8 protein-coding genes and 2 tRNA genes are annotated in these 18,335 nt (G+C 32.2%); 8 read left to right on the plus strand and 2 right to left on the minus strand.

From position 1 onward, the window contains the following. The first annotated feature begins 150 nt into the window (after positions 1-150). Positions 151-4,662 (plus strand): glutamate synthase large subunit, encoded by a 4,512-nt coding sequence (gene gltB, locus GQS58_RS10270; protein ID WP_166385515.1) that lies wholly within the window; start codon positions 151-153, stop codon positions 4,660-4,662. Positions 4,663-4,666: 4 nt separating this feature from the next. Then, entirely contained in the window at positions 4,667-6,130 is a 1,464-nt protein-coding gene (locus GQS58_RS10275; RefSeq protein ID WP_166385517.1) for a glutamate synthase subunit beta, read from the plus strand. Between the two features lie 710 nt (positions 6,131-6,840). On the opposite strand, the gene GQS58_RS10280 is transcribed toward GQS58_RS10275, so the two are convergent. Further along, positions 6,841-6,914, minus strand: a tRNA-Asn gene (locus GQS58_RS10280). 298 nt (positions 6,915-7,212) lie between these two features. Next, positions 7,213-7,286, minus strand: a tRNA-Asn gene (locus GQS58_RS10285). A gap of 195 nt (positions 7,287-7,481) precedes the next feature. On the opposite strand from GQS58_RS10285, the gene GQS58_RS10290 reads away from it, so the two are divergent. From GQS58_RS10290 to GQS58_RS10315, 6 genes are all read left to right on the plus strand, one after another. Then, on the plus strand, positions 7,482-10,217 hold the full coding sequence (locus GQS58_RS10290) for a 2-oxoglutarate dehydrogenase E1 component (RefSeq protein WP_166385519.1): 2,736 nt from the start codon (positions 7,482-7,484) through the stop codon (positions 10,215-10,217). Between the two features lie 196 nt (positions 10,218-10,413). Continuing rightward, positions 10,414-11,625 carry a 2-oxoglutarate dehydrogenase complex dihydrolipoyllysine-residue succinyltransferase gene (gene odhB, locus GQS58_RS10295; protein WP_166385521.1) on the plus strand — a complete coding sequence of 404 codons (1,212 nt, stop codon included), beginning with the start codon at positions 10,414-10,416 and terminating at the stop codon, positions 11,623-11,625. A gap of 272 nt (positions 11,626-11,897) precedes the next feature. Beyond that, positions 11,898-12,704, plus strand: a complete 807-nt coding sequence (locus GQS58_RS10300) for an SDR family oxidoreductase (protein ID WP_166385523.1) — start codon at positions 11,898-11,900, stop codon at positions 12,702-12,704. A gap of 16 nt (positions 12,705-12,720) precedes the next feature. Then, entirely contained in the window at positions 12,721-14,097 is a 1,377-nt protein-coding gene (locus GQS58_RS10305) for an aldehyde dehydrogenase (protein WP_166385525.1), read from the plus strand. 33 nt (positions 14,098-14,130) lie between these two features. Then, a complete protein-coding gene (locus GQS58_RS10310) occupies positions 14,131-14,991 on the plus strand; it encodes an alpha/beta hydrolase (protein ID WP_166385527.1) in 861 nt (286 codons plus the stop codon). Positions 14,992-15,346: 355 nt separating this feature from the next. Next, positions 15,347-17,749 carry a helix-turn-helix domain-containing protein gene (locus GQS58_RS10315; protein WP_166385529.1) on the plus strand — a complete coding sequence of 801 codons (2,403 nt, stop codon included), beginning with the start codon at positions 15,347-15,349 and terminating at the stop codon, positions 17,747-17,749. Positions 17,750-18,335 lie beyond the last annotated feature (586 nt).

The following is an 18,335-nucleotide window of genomic DNA, read 5'->3' on the forward strand; positions in this document are numbered from 1 at the left end:
TGAATATGATAATAAAAATCCATTAGATTGTCATAAGTAATCTTTTTACACAGTTTTATTGTTTTCATCACAAAAATCACATTAAAACAGCGAGAATACTGAATCCTTTTCAATAAAATACATAGATTTGTATATATAATTGAACACAATATGGAGAAACAAGGATTATACTTACCAGAGTTTGAACACGAAAATTGCGGTGCTGGTTTTATCTGTAATTTGAATGGAGATAAAACAAATCAAATTATACACGATGCCCTAGAAATTCTAGTAAAACTAGAACACAGAGGAGGTGTTAGTGCAGATGGAAAAACAGGAGATGGAGCCGGAATATTAATAGACATACCTCACGATTATTTTAGAAGAGTTTGTAATTTCCCCTTACCCGAACAACGACAATATGCTGTTGGAATGGTATTTCTTCCTAAAGTTAGCAACCAATATAATTTTTGTAAAACCACATTTGAAGAAGAAATAAAACAACAAGGACTTGCCATTTTAGGATGGAGAGAAGTACCTGTAGATTCTTCTCAATTGGGAGAGATTGCTTTAGCTTCAGAACCAAATATTGAGCAATTATTTGTTGGAAAAACAGATGAAATTGACGAAGCTACTTTTAAAGCTAAGTTATATGCTGCTAGAAAAATAGCAGAACATACCATCAGAAAATCTAAAATTTCTGAAAGTAAATATTTCTATATTCCAAGTTTATCACTTACCACTATCATCTATAAAGGTATTATTATGCCAGAAGATATTGGACCTTATTATAAAGATTTACAAGAAATAGATTTAGTAACACGTTTGGCACTTGTACACCAACGTTTCTCTACCAATACAATGCCAACTTGGGAGCTTGCGCAACCATTTAGACACATGTGTCAGAATGGAGAAATTAACACTTTACGTGGTAATGTTAGTAGAATGAGAGTTCGAGAAGAAATCATGAAAAGTGATGTTTTTGGACCACAAATAGATAAATTATTCCCAATTATATTACCAGGAAAATCAGATTCTGCTTCTATGGATATGGTGGTTGAGTTATTAACTCACACCGGTCGTTCATTACCAGAAATTATGATGATGATGATTCCGGAAGCTTGGGAAAAACACGCAACAATGTCTAAAGAGCGTAAATCTTTTTACGAATACAATGGTTGTATTATGGAGCCTTGGGATGGACCTGCTTCTGTACCTTTTACAGATGGAGATTACATTGGAGCCTTATTAGACAGAAATGGTTTAAGACCCTCTAGATACACAGTTACCAAAAGTGGTAGTTTAATTATGTCATCAGAAATTGGTGTTGTAGATGTTGCGCCAGAAGACATAAAAGAACACGGAAGGTTAGAGCCAGGAAAAATGTTCTTGGTAGACATGAACGAAGGAAGAATCATTGAGGATGAAGAAATAAAAAGTAAAATTGTTTCTGAAAGACCTTATCAAGAATGGTTAGATAAATCTCGTTTACACTTAAAAGATGTTCCTTATAAAGGTGAAACTTGCCCAATTGAAACAATTGACATAAAAACGCGTCAACGTTTATTTAATTACACTTTTGAAGATATTCAAGAAGTAATTACACCAATGGCAATAGTAGGTAAAGAAGCTTTAGGATCTATGGGAATTGATACTCCTTTAGCAGTTTTATCAGACAGACCTCAATTAATATCAAACTACTTTAAACAATTATTCGCACAAGTTACAAACCCTCCTTTAGATGGTATTCGTGAAGAAATTGTAACTGACATTAGTTTAAATTTAGGAAAAGACAGAAATATTTTCAGCATTACAGACAGACAATGTAGAAAATTAAGAATTCAAAATCCGGTAATTTCAAATGCCGATTTAGAAAAAATAAGAAATATAGATATTGAAAGTTTCAAAGCAAAAACTATTGAAATTTTATATCCAAAAGCACAAGGACTAAACGGACTTGAAAATGCATTAGACGCAATTGTTATTCAGGTTGAAAAAGCAATTGAAAACAAGAACAACATCATTATATTATCAGACCGTGGTGTAAATCAAGAGTTTGCTCCTATTCCTGCTTTATTAGCATGTTCTTTTGTTAATCATCAATTAAACCGTTTACGTAAGCGTTCTTTTTTCGATATAATTATAGAATCTGCAGAACCACGTGAACCACATCATTTTGCTACTTTATTTGGTTATGGCGCAAGTGCCGTAAACCCATATATGGTAAATGAAATTATTAGAACGCAAGTTAAAGAAGGTTTTATTACCGGTATGGACGAGCAAAAAGCGGTTGATAATTTCAACAAAGCAATTGGTAAAGGAATCTTAAAAGTGATGAACAAAATAGGAATCTCTACATTACATTCTTATAGAGGTTCTCAAATTTTCGAAATTGTAGGATTCAATTCTCAATTTGTAGAAAAATATTTCCCATACACCGCTTCAAGAATAGAAGGTATTGGGTTGTATGAAATTGAAAAAGAAATAGATCAACGTTACAAACAAGCATACCCAGACAATCAAATTGACAAAAACTTAGGTTTAAATGTTGGTGGAGATTACAGATGGAGAAGAAACGGAGAGCGTCATTTATTTAACCCAACTACGGTAGCAAAACTACAACAAGCGGTAAGATTAAGTGACCAAGCTAGTTATGATGTTTACGCGAAAGCTATTAACGATCAGGCAGAAAGCCTAATGACAATTCGTGGTTTGTTTCAGTTTGATAACTTAGATCCAATTCCTTTAGAAGAAGTAGAGCCTTGGACAGAAATTGTAAAACGTTTTAAAACGGGTGCAATGTCTTATGGATCTATCTCTAGAGAAGCACACGAAAATTTAGCTATTGCCATGAACAGAATTGGAGGTAAATCTAATTCAGGTGAAGGTGGAGAAGACAGAAAACGTTTTCAAAAAGATATCAATGGAGATAGCAGAAACTCTGCTATTAAACAAGTAGCATCTGGTCGTTTTGGGGTAACTTCTCATTATTTAACAAATGCGAAAGAGATTCAAATAAAAATGGCTCAAGGAGCAAAACCTGGTGAAGGTGGTCAATTACCTGGAACAAAAGTATATCCTTGGATTGCTGCTGTCCGTAACTCCACCCCTTTTGTAGGTTTAATTTCACCTCCTCCACATCACGATATTTATTCAATCGAAGATTTAGCACAATTAATCTACGATTTAAAAAATGCCAATCGTGAAGCAAGAATTAATGTAAAATTAGTTTCTGAAGTTGGTGTTGGTACAATTGCTGCTGGTGTTGCAAAAGCAAAAGCAGATGTTGTTTTAATTTCTGGTTATGATGGTGGAACAGGAGCTTCTCCTTTAACATCATTAAAACACGCAGGTTTACCATGGGAACTTGGTTTAGCAGAAGCACAGCAAACTTTAGTAATGAATAGCTTACGAAGTAGAATTGTTGTAGAATGTGATGGTCAATTAAAAACAGGTAGAGATGTTGCAATTGCTGCATTATTAGGTGCTGAAGAATTTGGTTTCGCAACCGCTCCTTTAGTAGCTTCTGGCTGTATCATGATGCGTAAATGTCATTTAAATACATGTCCGGTTGGTATTGCAACTCAAGATAAAGAGTTACGTAAAAACTTTAAAGGAACACCAGAACACGTAATTAATTTCTTCTTTTACATTGCAGAAGAATTAAGAGCAATTATGGCACAACTTGGTTTTAGAACACTAGACGAAATGGTTGGTCAAACACATAAAATCAATGCAAATCATGCTATTAAGCATTACAAAGCAAAAGGTTTAGATTTATCTAGCATCTTACATAGACCAACTGGTTATAAAGGGATGATTGTTAAAAATACAGAAAGCCAAGACCATAACTTAGAAGAAGTTTTAGACTTTACTATATTAAAAGATTCTCACAGAGCTTTATATAGAAAAGAAAAAATGAACTTAGCGTATCCAATAAAAAATACAAATAGAACTGTTGGTGCAATTGTAAGTAATGAAATTTCAAAAATTTACGGACATTTAGGATTACCTGAAGACACATTAAATATCAACTTTACAGGTTCTGCAGGTCAAAGTTTTGGAGCATTTGGAGCACATGGATTAACATTTATATTAGATGGTAACACCAATGATTATTTAGGTAAAGGATTATCTGGAGCAAAATTAATTGTTAAGAAACCAGCAAAAGCAGACTTTTTAGCAGAAAACAATATCATTGTTGGTAATGTTTGTATGTTTGGAGCAGTAGCAGGTGAAGCTTATATAAACGGAATTGCAGGAGAACGCTTTGCAGTTCGTAATTCTGGTGCAACTGCGGTTGTAGAAGGTGTTGGAGATCATTGTTGTGAATACATGACAGGTGGTAAAGTAGTGGTTCTTGGTAAAACAGGTAGAAACTTTGCTGCAGGTATGAGTGGTGGTATTGCCTACGTATACGACCCAGAAAACAAGTTTGTAAACGGACTTTGTAATACTGAAGGTATAGAATTCGAAGAAATCTCTAATGAAGTTGCAGATGACTTAAAAGCAACTATAGAGAAACACGTTTTATACACGGATAGTAATAGAGGTGCTACATTATTAGCAGATTGGAATACAAGTTTAAAAAACTTTGTAAAAGTGATGCCAACTGAATATAAGAAAGCATTAATACGTTTAGAAACAGAAGAACCAATGTTCGAAGAATTAACAAAAGCATAATGTCATGGGAAAAATAACAGGATTTAAAGAATTTGAAAGACAGGATGAAACATACACCTCTGTAAAAGATCGTGTAAAAAATTATAAAGAATTTACCGTTCCTCTTTCTGAAGACGAAATAACAAAACAAGGATCACGTTGTATGGATTGTGGTATTCCTTTTTGCCATAGTGGTTGTCCATTAGGAAATCTAATTCCAGATTTTAATCACATGGTACACCAAGGCGAATGGAAAAAAGCTTCTTGGATACTACATTCTACAAACAATTTTCCAGAATTTACAGGTCGCTTATGCCCTGCACCATGTGAACAATCATGTGTATTAGGTATTATAGAAGATCCAGTTTCTATCGAAAATATTGAAAAAAACATTGTAGAACGTGCATTTAAAGAAGGATGGATTAAACCTCAACCTCCAAAAAATAGAACAGGTAAAACAATTGCAATTGTTGGTTCTGGACCAGCAGGTTTAGCAACAGCTCAACAATTAAACAGAGCCGGTCATACCGTTACTGTTTTTGAAAGAGATGACGAAGTTGGTGGTTTATTACGTTACGGTATTCCAAACTTTAAATTAGAAAAAGGAATTATTGATAGAAGAGTTGCTATTTTAGAAGCAGAAGGAATTATATTTAAAACAAACATTAATGTTGGTGTTAATTATGATGTAAAAGACCTAAAAGCTTTTGATAGTATTGTACTATGTGGAGGATCTACAGAAAGACGTAGCCTACCAACACCAGGTATTGATGCCGATGGTGTTGTACAAGCAATGGACTTCTTAACACAACAAACTAAAGTTGTATTAGGTAAAGAAGTAAAAGATCAAATAAAAGCTACTGGCAAAGACGTAATTGTTATTGGTGGTGGAGATACAGGTTCAGATTGTATTGGTACATCAAATAGACACGGAGCAAAATCTGTAGTTAACTTTGAAATTATGCCAAAACCTCCAGGACACCGTTCACCAACTACTCCTTGGCCTTTTTGGCCTTTACAATTAAAAACTTCATCATCTCACAAAGAAGGTGCAGATCGTAATTGGTTAATCAACACTAAGGAATTTGTTAAAGATGCAGACGGAAAATTAACTGCATTAAAAACAGTTAATGTAGAATGGAAAATGGTTCCAGGTCAAAGACCTCAATTAATAGAAATTGCAGGTACAGAAAAAACTTGGCCTTGTGACTTAGCTTTATTAGCCTTAGGATTTACAGGTCCAGAAAGCACATTAGCTGACAAATTAGGTCTAGAAAAAGATGGACGTTCTAATTACAAAGCGGAATACGGAAAATATCAAACAAACGTAAAAAACATTTTTACTGCTGGAGATATGCGTCGTGGACAATCTTTAATTGTTTGGGCAATTTCTGAAGGAAGAGAAGCAGCAAGACAAGTAGATTTATTTTTAATGGGTAAAACAGAATTACCTTCTAAAGATACTACTGGAGATTTAGTTGCTATGTAAACTACAATACGAGTAATTCTATTTTTTTTCAGAATAGTATCGAAAACATATCAAAACTCATCAATTTAATTATTGATGAGTTTTTTATTTTAAAACAGCAACAATATTTTGGGCGTGTCCATTTTTCAAGAAACTATTTAGAACAACAAACATTTTGCGTTAAAAATGGTCAGGCTATCCACTACAAGTCCTCGTTCGTACCTCACTATGGGCTTTTCTTTTCTATCCTTCACGCAGTGATCATTCTAAAAATTGAAGTCAATAAAAGCTATTATTAATATAAATTACACCAATTAACAGTTCACTTATGCTTTTTCAACACCTTTTTCAAATTTCCCAAAACTATCTGTAGGATTCAACCATTTGTTTTTAGTTGTTATATAATTTTTTAGTCCTCACTCTCTACTTCCACTTCTATTTTAAGGGTATTTTTTAACGCTATATTCTTTTTTCCCCACAGTATCTTGTATGTTACAATTAACAGCTCATTAACTTGATCTTCATCAATATCATATTTTTTTGATCTTACAAGAACCTTTTTTTAAACTACAATACACAAAAGAGCAAAAACTATAAAACAAAAAAACTTACCACCTTAAAATATATTAATTAAACAAAAAACACAATAAACTATTTTACAGCGACTTACAAATTAAAAATTAAATTATAAACATAAAAAAAGTCTTATCAATAAAGATAAGACTTTTTCGCTCCCTCTCAAGGACTCGAACCTTGGACCCTCTGATTAACAGTCAGATGCTCTAACCAACTGAGCTAAGAAGGAGTTTGCGACACATAAATGTGTTTTGCGAGTGCAAATATAAATCTTTTTATTACATCCACAAGTGTTTCTTCATTTTTTTTTCACTCTAAAAAGAAAGTTTTTAAAGTACTATTTAAACTAGTTGAAAAACATCTATTTCTTATACTTCCCTAATATTTAAGCATAGTTCTAAAATTCTTCAACTTTTAAGATTGCTTTTAACTTTAGTCTTACCCCATGCTAATCCTCAATCACTAAAAAAATCAAAAAAAATTTAGAACAAAAAAAAAGCCTTATCAATAAAGATAAGACTTTTTTGCTCCCTCTCAAGGACTCGAACCTTGGACCCTCTGATTAACAGTCAGATGCTCTAACCAACTGAGCTAAGAAGGAGTTTGCGACACATAAATGTGTTTTGCGAGTGCAAATATACATCCTTTTTTAACTTCACCAAACAATTTTAAAAAAAAGATTAAAAAAAAACAAAAAAAAGTATTTTGTATTATTATCAATAAATAATACGGGTTTACTACAAAATTTGTATTTTTGATTCTGCATTACATACTTTAAAAAAGTAGAAACTATAATATGGATAAATTTTCGTTTTTAAACGCAGCACACACAGGCTTTATAGCTGATTTATATGATAAGTATTTGATAAACCCAGATGCCGTAGAACCAAGCTGGAGAAGCTTTTTTCAGGGATATGATTTAGCAAATGAGAATTATTCTTTAAAAGATGAAGAAGAAGTTTCATCAGAAATACCTCAAGAAGTTCGTAAAGAGTTCTTTGTTGTAGATTTAATTAATGGGTATAGAACACGTGGTCATTTATTTACAAAAACAAACCCAGTTAGAGATAGAAGACAATATTACCCAACTTTAGATCTTGAAAACTTTGGTCTTTCCGAAATCGATTTAGACAAAGAATTTTCGGCAGGTGAGCTTTTAGGCTTAGGAAAAGCAACACTTTCTGAAATTATAAAAAACTTACAACGTATTTACTGCGATTCTATTGGTGTAGAATACATGTACATGCGTAACCCAGAAAAATTAAAATGGTGGCATGAACGTTTTAATAAAAACGACAACCACCCTAACTACTCTACAGAAGCTAAAAAATATATTTTAGGAAAATTAAATCAAGCAGTAACCTTTGAAAGTTTTTTACAAACTAAATACGTTGGTCAAAAACGATTTTCTTTAGAGGGTGGAGAAACTTTAATACCTGGTATTAGTGTTCTTTTAAGAGATGCTGCAGAAATATACGGAGTTAAAGAATGTGTTTTAGGAATGGCTCATAGAGGGCGTTTAAACACTTTGGTTAATATCTTTAAAAAACCTGTAAGAGATTTATTTAGTGAATTTGAAGGTAAAGATTTTGAAGATGAAGATATTGATGGAGATGTAAAATACCATTTAGGGTTAACGTTAAGTAAAACCTACAGAGATGGTAATGAAATTAAAATGAATTTAGTTCCAAATCCATCTCATTTAGAAACTGTAGCTGCAGTAACAGAAGGAATTACTAGAGCTAAAATAGACAGAAAATACGATGGTGATTCTAGTAAGATATTACCAATTATAATTCATGGAGATGCTGCAATTGCAGGCCAAGGTATTGCGTATGAGGTTACTCAAATGGCAAAACTAAATGGTTATAAAACAGGTGGAACCATACATATTGTTGTAAATAATCAAATTGGTTTTACAACTAATTATTTAGACGCACGTTCTAGTACGTACTGTACAGATGTTGCAAAAGTAACTTTATCGCCAGTATTACATGTAAATGCAGATGATACAGAAGCTGTTTGTCATGCAATGGAAATGGCGTTAGAGTTTAGAATGAAGTTTAAACAAGATATTTTTATCGATTTATTAGGCTATAGAAAATATGGCCATAATGAAGGTGATGAACCTCGTTTTACACAACCAACCTTATACAAAGCAATCTCAAAACATAAAAATCCAAAAGATATTTATGCTGCACAATTAATTGCAGAAGGAGCTATAGATAATTCATATTTAAAAGAAATTACTTCAGAGTTCAAACAAATGCTTGAAAGAGAATTTGATGAAGCTAAAAAAGTAGAAAAATCTATTGTTAGAGAGTTTATGCAATCTACTTGGGAAGGTTTTGAACGCCAAGATTTAGATGCAATGTTACTTACAGATGATACAAAGTATTCTGAAGTAAAATTAAAAGAAATTGCAAAAGTAGTTTCTACAGTACCAGAAGGAGCAAATTTTGTTAGAAAAGCAGAACGTATATTAGCAGGAAGAGCAAAAATGGCTTTTGAAACCAATAATTTAGATTGGGGAATGGCAGAAACGTTAGCTTACGGTTCTTTAATGGAAGAAGGATATAACATTCGTATTTCTGGACAAGATGTAGAAAGAGGAACGTTTTCTCACAGACATGCAATCTTGCGTGATGAAGTTACAGAAGAACGCATCAACTTACTAAACACAAACCCAAATAATAAAGGACAAATGACGATTTACAATTCGTTATTGTCTGAATACGGTGTACTTGGTTTTGATTATGGTTACGCCATGGCAAACCCAAATACATTAACAATTTGGGAAGCGCAATTTGGAGATTTCTCTAACGGTGCACAAATTATGTTTGACCAATATATTTCTGCGGCAGAAGATAAATGGAAATTACAAAACGGAATTGTAGTCTTATTACCTCACGGTTATGAAGGACAAGGTTCTGAGCATTCATCTGCTAGAATAGAACGTTATTTACAATTATGTGCCATAGATAATATGACGGTTGCAAATTGTACAACACCTTCTAACTTTTATCATTTATTGCGTAGACAAATGAAACGTACGTATAGAAAACCTTTAATTGTATTTACACCTAAAAGTTTATTACGTCATCCAAAAGCAGTTAATACGATTCAAGATTTAGCTACTAGTGAATTTCAAGAAGTTATAGATGATACACTAGCACCTAAAAAAGTTAAGAAAATAGTTTTCTGTATGGGTAAATTCTATTATGATTTATTGGAAGAAAGAGAAAACTTAGAAAGAGACGATATTGCACTAGTAAGAATTGAGCAATTATTCCCTTTACATTTAGAGAAAATACAGAAAGTAATAGACAGATATCCTAATGTGGAAGAATATATATGGGCACAAGAAGAACCAAGAAACATGGGAGCTTGGAGTTATATGTTAGAACGTTTTGAGTTGGTAAAATTAACAGTTCGTTCTCGTAAATACTATGCAGTACCTGCAGCTGGTTCTAGTACAAGATTTAAAAAACGTCATAAAGCTGTTATAGACAGTGTTTTTGATACTGAGTAAGTTGCGTTAAGGATTGAAATGACATCCTTTTTTGCTGTCAGTTCGAGTAAATTTGCTCTTTTGCAAATTTGTATCGAGAACAGAAGTAAAAAAGATATAATGGAAAGCCTGTTAAAACGCCCAAATAGTTAAAAGAAAATATAAAATAATTAAATAGAGTACCTTATTAATTTTGGTATTAATAAATTAAGAAAGCATGAGTGTTTTAGAAATGAAAGTTCCTTCTCCAGGAGAATCAATTACAGAAGTAGAAATTGCAACTTGGTTAGTAGAAGATGGTGATTATGTAGAAAAAGATCAACCAATTGCAGAAGTAGATTCTGACAAAGCAACCTTAGAATTGCCTGCTGAAGAAAGTGGAATTATCACTTTAAAAGCAGAAGAGGGTGACGCTGTTGCCGTTGGTGCAGTTGTTTGTTTAATTGACACTAGCGCTGCTAAACCAGATGGTGATGCACCTGCAAAAACAGAAGCGCCAAAAGAAGAAAAGAAAGTTGAAGTAAAAGAAGCGCCAAAAGCTGCTACATACGCAACTGGAACAGCTTCTCCTGCTGCTAAAAAAGTTTTAGCTGAAAAAGGAATTGCTCCTTCTGCTGTAAAAGGTAGTGGAAAAGATGGTAGAATTACCAAAGATGATGCTGTAAAAGCAGTACCTTCTATGGGGACACAACCTGCTAGTGGTTCTAGAGGAACAGAGCGTAAGAAAATGTCTATGTTACGTAGAAAAGTTGCAGAACGTTTGGTAGCTGTAAAAAGCGAAACGGCTATGTTAACTACTTTTAACGAAGTAAACATGCAACCAATTTTTGATTTACGTACAGAATATAAAGAAGCTTTTAAAGCAAGACACGGTGTTGGATTAGGCTTTATGTCTTTCTTTACTTTAGCTGTTGTTAGAGCTTTAAAATTATTTCCAGATGTAAACTCTATGATAGATGGAGATTACCAAATTAAAAATGATTTTCAAGATATTTCTATTGCAGTTTCTGGACCAAAAGGTTTAATGGTTCCTGTAATTAGAAATGCAGAAAACTTATCTTTTAGAGGTGTAGAATCTGAAGTAAAACGTTTAGCAATTAGAGCAAGAGACGGTCAAATAACTATAGATGAAATGACTGGTGGAACATTTACAATCACTAACGGTGGTGTATTTGGTTCTATGTTGTCTACTCCTATTTTAAACCCTCCTCAGAGTGGAATTTTAGGAATGCACAACATTGTAAACAGACCAATGGCAGTAAATGGCGGAATTGTAATTCAGCCAATTATGTATGTTGCTTTATCTTACGATCACAGAATTGTAGATGGTAGAGAATCTGTTGGTTTCTTAGTTGCTGTTAAAGAGGCTTTAGAAAACCCAATGGAATTATTGATGGATAACAATCCAGCAAAAGCATTAGAAATGTAAGTTCAATTTCTAGATAATTAGAAATTTAGACTTTTAGATATTTAAAACCTTTTTGAGCAATCAGAAAGGTTTTTTTATTTGAAGCTATTTCCTGCTTTCCACTATATCTTTTTGCCAAAAAGGCAAAAAGGATGCCGTTTCAATCAGGGCTAGACTTGTTTGTTCATTTATTCCTTTTCCTAAATTTAATTTTATGTTTAGACTTTTATCTTTTCATTAGTTTCTAAGCTGTCAAAAAGATAACTTAGCTAAATTCTGATAATTTTAAATACATGAAACAAATAAAAGGTAAAACAGCACTAATAACCGGCGGAGCATCTGGTATTGGTAAAATAATGGTTCGTTTACTATTAGAACGCGGAGCCAAAGTGATTATTTGGGATATAAACAATTCTAAAATTCATGAAACTATTTTAGAATTCGCTAACAAAGGTGATCTTGTTGGTCATGTAGTTGATGTTTCTGATATCAATCAAATTAAAGAAACTGCTAAAAAAGTAATACAAGAAACTGGCACCGTAGATATTCTTATAAATAATGCAGGCATTGTTGCTGGTAAGTTTTTTCATGAACACACGACAAAGGATATAGTAAAAACAATGGAAATTAATGCCAATGCGCCAATGTTTATAACTAGGGAGTTTTTAGAAGGGATGTTAGATCAAAATTCTGGACACATCTGTAATATTGCTTCTTCCGGAGGCTTAATTTCTAACCCTAAAATGTCTGTATACGCAGCAAGTAAATGGTCTTTAATTGGATGGTCTGATAGTTTACGTTTAGAGATGAAACAATTAAAAAAGAGTATTCATGTAACTACCATAATGCCTTACTATATAAATACAGGAATGTTTGACGGCGTACAATCTAAAATACCAATTCTAGATCCTGAGGCAGCTTCCCTTACCATTATTAAAGCAATAGAGAATAATAAACGAATGGTAACCATTCCAGGCTACATATATAGACTTACAAGAATAGGACAAGGTTTTATGTCTCTTAACATGTTCGATTGGTTTGCCGGCACCGTATTAGGTATTTATAAAACTATGGAACATTTTACAGGTCACAAAAAGTAATTAAACACACATTCTAATGACAGAAACATCAAAAGATATTATTCTTAAAAATATAGCAGCACATAAAACATTTTTTTCTACACATAAAACAAAAGATATTGGCTTTCGATTAACGCAATTAAAAACGTTAAAAAAAGCCATTCTTCAATATCAACAAAAAATTGAAGCTGCTTTATGGCAAGATTTACATAAATCGCCAGAAGAAGCATATTTAACAGAAATAAGTCTTGTTATTGGTGAAATTGACAACCATGTTAAACATTTAAAAAAATGGGCAGCTCCTAAAAGAGTTGCCTCACCACTTCATTTAAAACCAGCCTCTAGTAAAATTATGTATGAGCCTTTGGGTACAGCATTAATTGTTGCTCCTTGGAACTATCCTTTTCAACTGCTTATAAACACTTTAGTTGGAGCAATTTCGGCTGGTTGTTGTAGTGTATTAAAACCATCTCCAGACACACCAACAGTTGCTAAGGTTATGGACGATATGATTGCAGAAAACTTTGACTCTAATTATATAAGTGTCGTGCATGGCGGTAGAGAAACCAATACCCTATTATTTGCACAACGTTTCGATATTATTTTCTTTACAGGAAGTCCTAAAGTTGGTAAAGTAGTTATGAAAGCTGCCGCAGAAAATCTAACACCAGTTGTTTTAGAATTAGGCGGTAAAAGTCCGTGTATAGTAGATGCCGATGCCAATATAGACATTGCCGCTAAACGAATTATTTGGGGAAAATTAATTAATGCAGGACAAACATGTATTGCGCCAGATTACCTTTTTGCACACGAATCTATTAAAGACGAATTACTAAATAAAATTGCCAAAAACATCAAATTGATGTATGGTGATGATATTAAACAAAGTCGTTTTTATCCGCGCATTGTAAATGACGATGCAGTAGTACGTTTGAGTGGCTTATTAAACGAAGGAACGATACATACAGGTGGAGAAATCGATATGAAAGAAAAATTTATTGCTCCTACTATTATAGATAATGTTCAGCCAGATTTTAAAATTATGCAAGCAGAAATATTCGGACCAATATTGCCTGTAATGAGTTTTAGTCATATTAATGAAACTATAGATTACATCAATAAAAATGAAAAACCTTTGGCTTTCTATTATTTTGGAAAAAACAAAAATGCAAAAGATATTTTAGCCAAAACCTCATCTGGTGGCGCTTGTATTAATGATACGTTAATGCACGTAAGCAACCACAATTTACCATTTGGCGGTGTAGGAAATAGCGGATTAGGAAACTATCACGGACAAAACAGTTTTTTTGCTTTTAGCCATAAAAGAGCCGTTGTTACCAACCCAACTTGGATAGATTTACCTTTAAAATATATCCCTTTTAAATATTTTAATATTATTAAAAAACTTCTTTAAAATTGCTTAAAGCATAATAAAATTTAAAAAGGAATGAACAAATTAATAGCATCAATTCGTAAACCTATTTATTTTAAAAGACTAGCTGTAGTTTTATGTATCTTTTTATTATCTAGCTGTGCGTCTAAAAAAATAAGCGATATAACTTATGTAAAAGATTCAAAAGCATTAGTAACTTCTTTTCCAGAGTTAAATGTATACCAAACCCGTACATCAAAAGACAACCCCGTTGTAATTTTTATTCATGGCGGCTATTGGAATGAAGGTAAAAAAGGAATTTACGGATTTTTAGGTAGAAATTTCGCCAAAAAAGGTGTGGTAACTGTTATTCCTAACTATACGTTAAGCCCTAATGGTAATTACGATACGATGGCAAAAGAAGTTACTGCAGCCATAAAATGGACTTATGAAAACATCGAAAAATACAACGGAAATCCTGATCAAATATTTTTAATGGGCCATTCTGCAGGCGGACATTTAATTGCGTTGGTAGGAACGAATCCTAAATATTTAAACAATAAAGAGATGGTTAAAGGAATCATTTTAAATGATGCTGCAGGGCTAGATATGTATTCTTTTTTAAAGAAATACCCACCAACTAAAGAACATAATTATGATGTAACTTGGACAAGCAAAGAAGAAAATTGGAAAGATGCTTCACCCATTTATTTTGTATCAGAAAAAACACCACCTATATTTATGATAACCGGAACAAAAACATTTCCATCAATTATTTCTAAAAATAAAGAATTTGTAGAAAAGTTACATACATTTCAACCAAGCGTTCACATCAATTTTCAAGAAAAGAAACACATACCAATGATGAGCCAATTCTTTTGGCCATGGAATAAGAATTACAAAGAGATACTTAAATTTATAGATATTAATAAATAGCGTTTCTCCTACTACTTATTTATAATAAAACCCTGAGCTTTTGCTTGGTTTTTTTTATTTGAAGCCATTTCCTGCTTTCGCTACTCGCTTTCTTTTCCTTCCTCAAAAAAGAGCTCAAACAAATAGCTTTTCTTGAGCTTGACGAAAGGCTTAATCAGCGCTAAACTTGTTTGCTGGCTATTCTCACAACTATATCATAACAACCTAAAATAAACAACATTAAAGTGTATCACTATAATGGCGAAAAAGGTAAACAATAGTATTCTTTAAAAATTGGTTAAATTACATGTTAAATCAAGAATAATTATTTTATTATTTATAATAATGTTTATTTACCTTGCACCAAAAAGTAAAAATGTCAAAAAATCCTGAATTAGAACTTGCTCTACAATTTATTGATAAAACAGATAGAAATATTTTTGTTACAGGAAAAGCAGGTACAGGAAAAACTACTTTTTTACATCAAATTAAAAAGGAATCTTTAAAAAGAATGGTTATTGTAGCACCAACGGGTGTTGCAGCAATTAACGCAAAAGGAGTAACCATTCATTCTTTTTTTCAAATGCCGTTTGGTCCTATTTTACCCGATCAGATTGCAAATACAAACCAGCAACGTAAATTTTCTAAAACGAAGATTGATATTATAAAATCTTTAGATTTAATAATTATAGATGAAATTTCTATGGTTCGTGCCGATTTGTTAGACGGAATAGACCAAGTGATGCGTCGATATAAAAACCGAAATAAAGTTTTTGGTGGTGCACAGGTTTTAATGATTGGAGATTTACAACAATTAGCGCCAGTAGTTAGGCCAAATGAATGGAGTTTGTTGCAGCAGCATTACAATACTGTTTACTTTTTTAGTTCTAAAGCATATCAAGAAGCAGATGTTGTTTCCATAGAATTAAAACATATTTATCGTCAGAAAAACGAAGATTTTATTACCATTTTAAATGAAATTAGAACAGATACTTTATCAGAGAAATCTGCCGAAATTTTAAATAGAAATTACAATCCTACCTTCTCTCCTACTAAAGATGATGGCTATATTACTTTAACGACTCATAATAACAGAGCCAATTTAATTAACAGTTCAGAATTAAATAAACTAAATACCAAAAGTTACTTTTTTAAAGCAGATGTTTCTGGTAAATTCAATGATAATGCTTTCCCTAATGATGAAAAGTTAGAATTGAAAATGGGAGCTCAAGTAATGTTTATCAAAAATGATTCCTCTCCAGATAAAAGATATTACAACGGAAAAATAGGAATTATAACAGATATTTCTCTACAAAATGTAACAGTACAATGTCCCAATGAAATTGATGAGATTGTTACAGAAAGAGAAACTTGGGACAATGTAAATTATTCTATTAACGAAGAAACTAAAGAGATTAAAGAAGATGTAATTGGTTCTTTTTCTCAAATTCCCTTGCGATTGGCTTGGGCAATTACCATTCATAAAAGTCAGGGTTTAACCTTTGAAAAAGCCATTATAGATGCAGAAGCTTCTTTTGCACACGGACAAACCTATGTTGCCTTAAGTAGATGTACTTCTTTAGAAGGTTTGGTTTTAAAAACACCAATTACCAGCAGTGCAATCATTAATGACAGAACCGTTAGTGTTTTTAATGAAAGTGTAGAAGAAAATCACCCAGATGAACATGTTTTAAACGAATCTGAAAAACATTTTCAGTTGAATTTAATTTCAGAATTATTCGATTACCAACCGTTTTTATACCCAATTTCTAGATTGATTGATATTTTCTATAAAAATCAAACAAGTATAAAAGGAGATGTTATAGATCATTTGCAAACCATAAAGGATGACGGAGTTGTCGCTTTAATGAAAGTTTCTAACGGATTTAAAAATCAATTAGCACAAATTTGCGAAGACAATGTGTTGCCAGAAAATAGTACTCAAATTCAAGAACGCTTTACCAAAGCCGTAGACTATTTTGTAACACAAACAAAGGGTAATATTCTAAAACCTTTAAATGCAATTCAGTTTTCTACAGATAATAAAACTGTAAAAAGTGATTTTACAAAACAATTTGACAGCTTACAAGAAAAGCTCTTAGAAAAATTGTTTGCCCTTCAAAAAATAAACAATGGTTTTAAAGTACAAGACTATTTAAAAGTAAGAGCAAATGCCGTTTTACAAAAATCATCGCCCGTTAAAAAGAAAACAGTAGCCTCTAAACGAGACCCAATTTTAGCATTAAAATTACGTGAACTAAGAGATGAAATTTCAAAAGATTTAGGAATTCCACATTTTCAAATTTTCACTCAAGAAACTTTATACGCCATGTGCGATGACTTACCTAGAACGGAAAAAGCATTGTTAAGTACTGTAGGAATGGGCAAAACACGTGTAACAAAATACGGTGAACAAATTTTAGAAGCCATAGAAGATTACTGCAAAAAAAATGGAATCAATAAATTAAACGAGCAAAAAAAAGAGGATAAGAAACCTACCAAACAAATTACTTTTGAACTGTTTAAATCTGGTCTTTCTATAAAAGAAATCGTAAAAGAAAGAAGCTTAACTACCGGAACTATAGAAAGTCATTTAGCGAGTTATATTCCTTCTGGAGATGTTGATATTTTAGAATTAATAGACACTAAAAAGTATAAGAAAATAGTAAATGCTATAGAAGATACAGAATTTAAAAGCTTAACAGACCTAAAAGAAAAAGTAGATAAATCATTCACTTTTATGGAGTTAAGAATGGTTTTAATGTCAATGGAAAATTAATTTTAATTATTTTAAAATAAAGTGTAAGTTTTAATAAAAAGGATCGTCTTAATGATTATGGTAAGATACTTTCTTATCATTTTCTTTTTCATAGCAATTTTCCCACTTCTAATTTAGGAGTGGGTTTTTTATTGAAATAAATATTTAGAAATTTAGAATGTCATTCTGAAATGAGGCTTTTTGCCGATTGAGGAATCTAAATAATAATTGTAGAAACCCAGATTCATCGTCTCTCCTGCCTCTCTCTGTCGGAATGACAATTGTAACGATAAATTAAACTTAAAAACTAAAAATGTCATTCTTAAATGAGTATTTCACGATTGAGGAATCTAAACGATAACTATAGAATATATAGATTCCTCGTCGCTCCTGCGTCTTTCTATCCGAATGACAATTGTAACGATAAATTAAACTTAAAACTCAACATGTCATTCTGAAATAAGGCCTTTTTGCCGATTGAGGAATCTAAATTATAAATACGAAAATTCTAGATTCCTCGTCGTTCCTGCGTCTCTCTGTCGGAATGACATTCATTATAAAACATCATTATTTAAAAAATCCCAATTCGGATTAAAATCTGAGATAA

The organism is Polaribacter sp. 11A2H (assembly GCF_011379025.1).
Taxonomy (GTDB): Bacteria; Bacteroidota; Bacteroidia; order Flavobacteriales; family Flavobacteriaceae; genus Polaribacter.

Excerpts from the sequence above, each read along its gene's own strand:
- gltB (WP_166385515.1), top strand. The coding sequence starts at position 151 with ATGGAGAAACAAGGATTATACTTACCAGAGTTTGAACACGAAAATTGC.
- GQS58_RS10275 (WP_166385517.1), top strand. The coding sequence starts at position 4,667 with ATGGGAAAAATAACAGGATTTAAAGAATTTGAAAGACAGGATGAAACA.
- GQS58_RS10290 (WP_166385519.1), top strand. The coding sequence starts at position 7,482 with ATGGATAAATTTTCGTTTTTAAACGCAGCACACACAGGCTTTATAGCT.
- odhB (WP_166385521.1), top strand. The coding sequence starts at position 10,414 with ATGAGTGTTTTAGAAATGAAAGTTCCTTCTCCAGGAGAATCAATTACA.
- GQS58_RS10300 (WP_166385523.1), top strand. The coding sequence starts at position 11,898 with ATGAAACAAATAAAAGGTAAAACAGCACTAATAACCGGCGGAGCATCT.
- GQS58_RS10305 (WP_166385525.1), top strand. The coding sequence starts at position 12,721 with ATGACAGAAACATCAAAAGATATTATTCTTAAAAATATAGCAGCACAT.
- GQS58_RS10310 (WP_166385527.1), top strand. The coding sequence starts at position 14,131 with ATGAACAAATTAATAGCATCAATTCGTAAACCTATTTATTTTAAAAGA.
- GQS58_RS10315 (WP_166385529.1), top strand. The coding sequence starts at position 15,347 with ATGTCAAAAAATCCTGAATTAGAACTTGCTCTACAATTTATTGATAAA.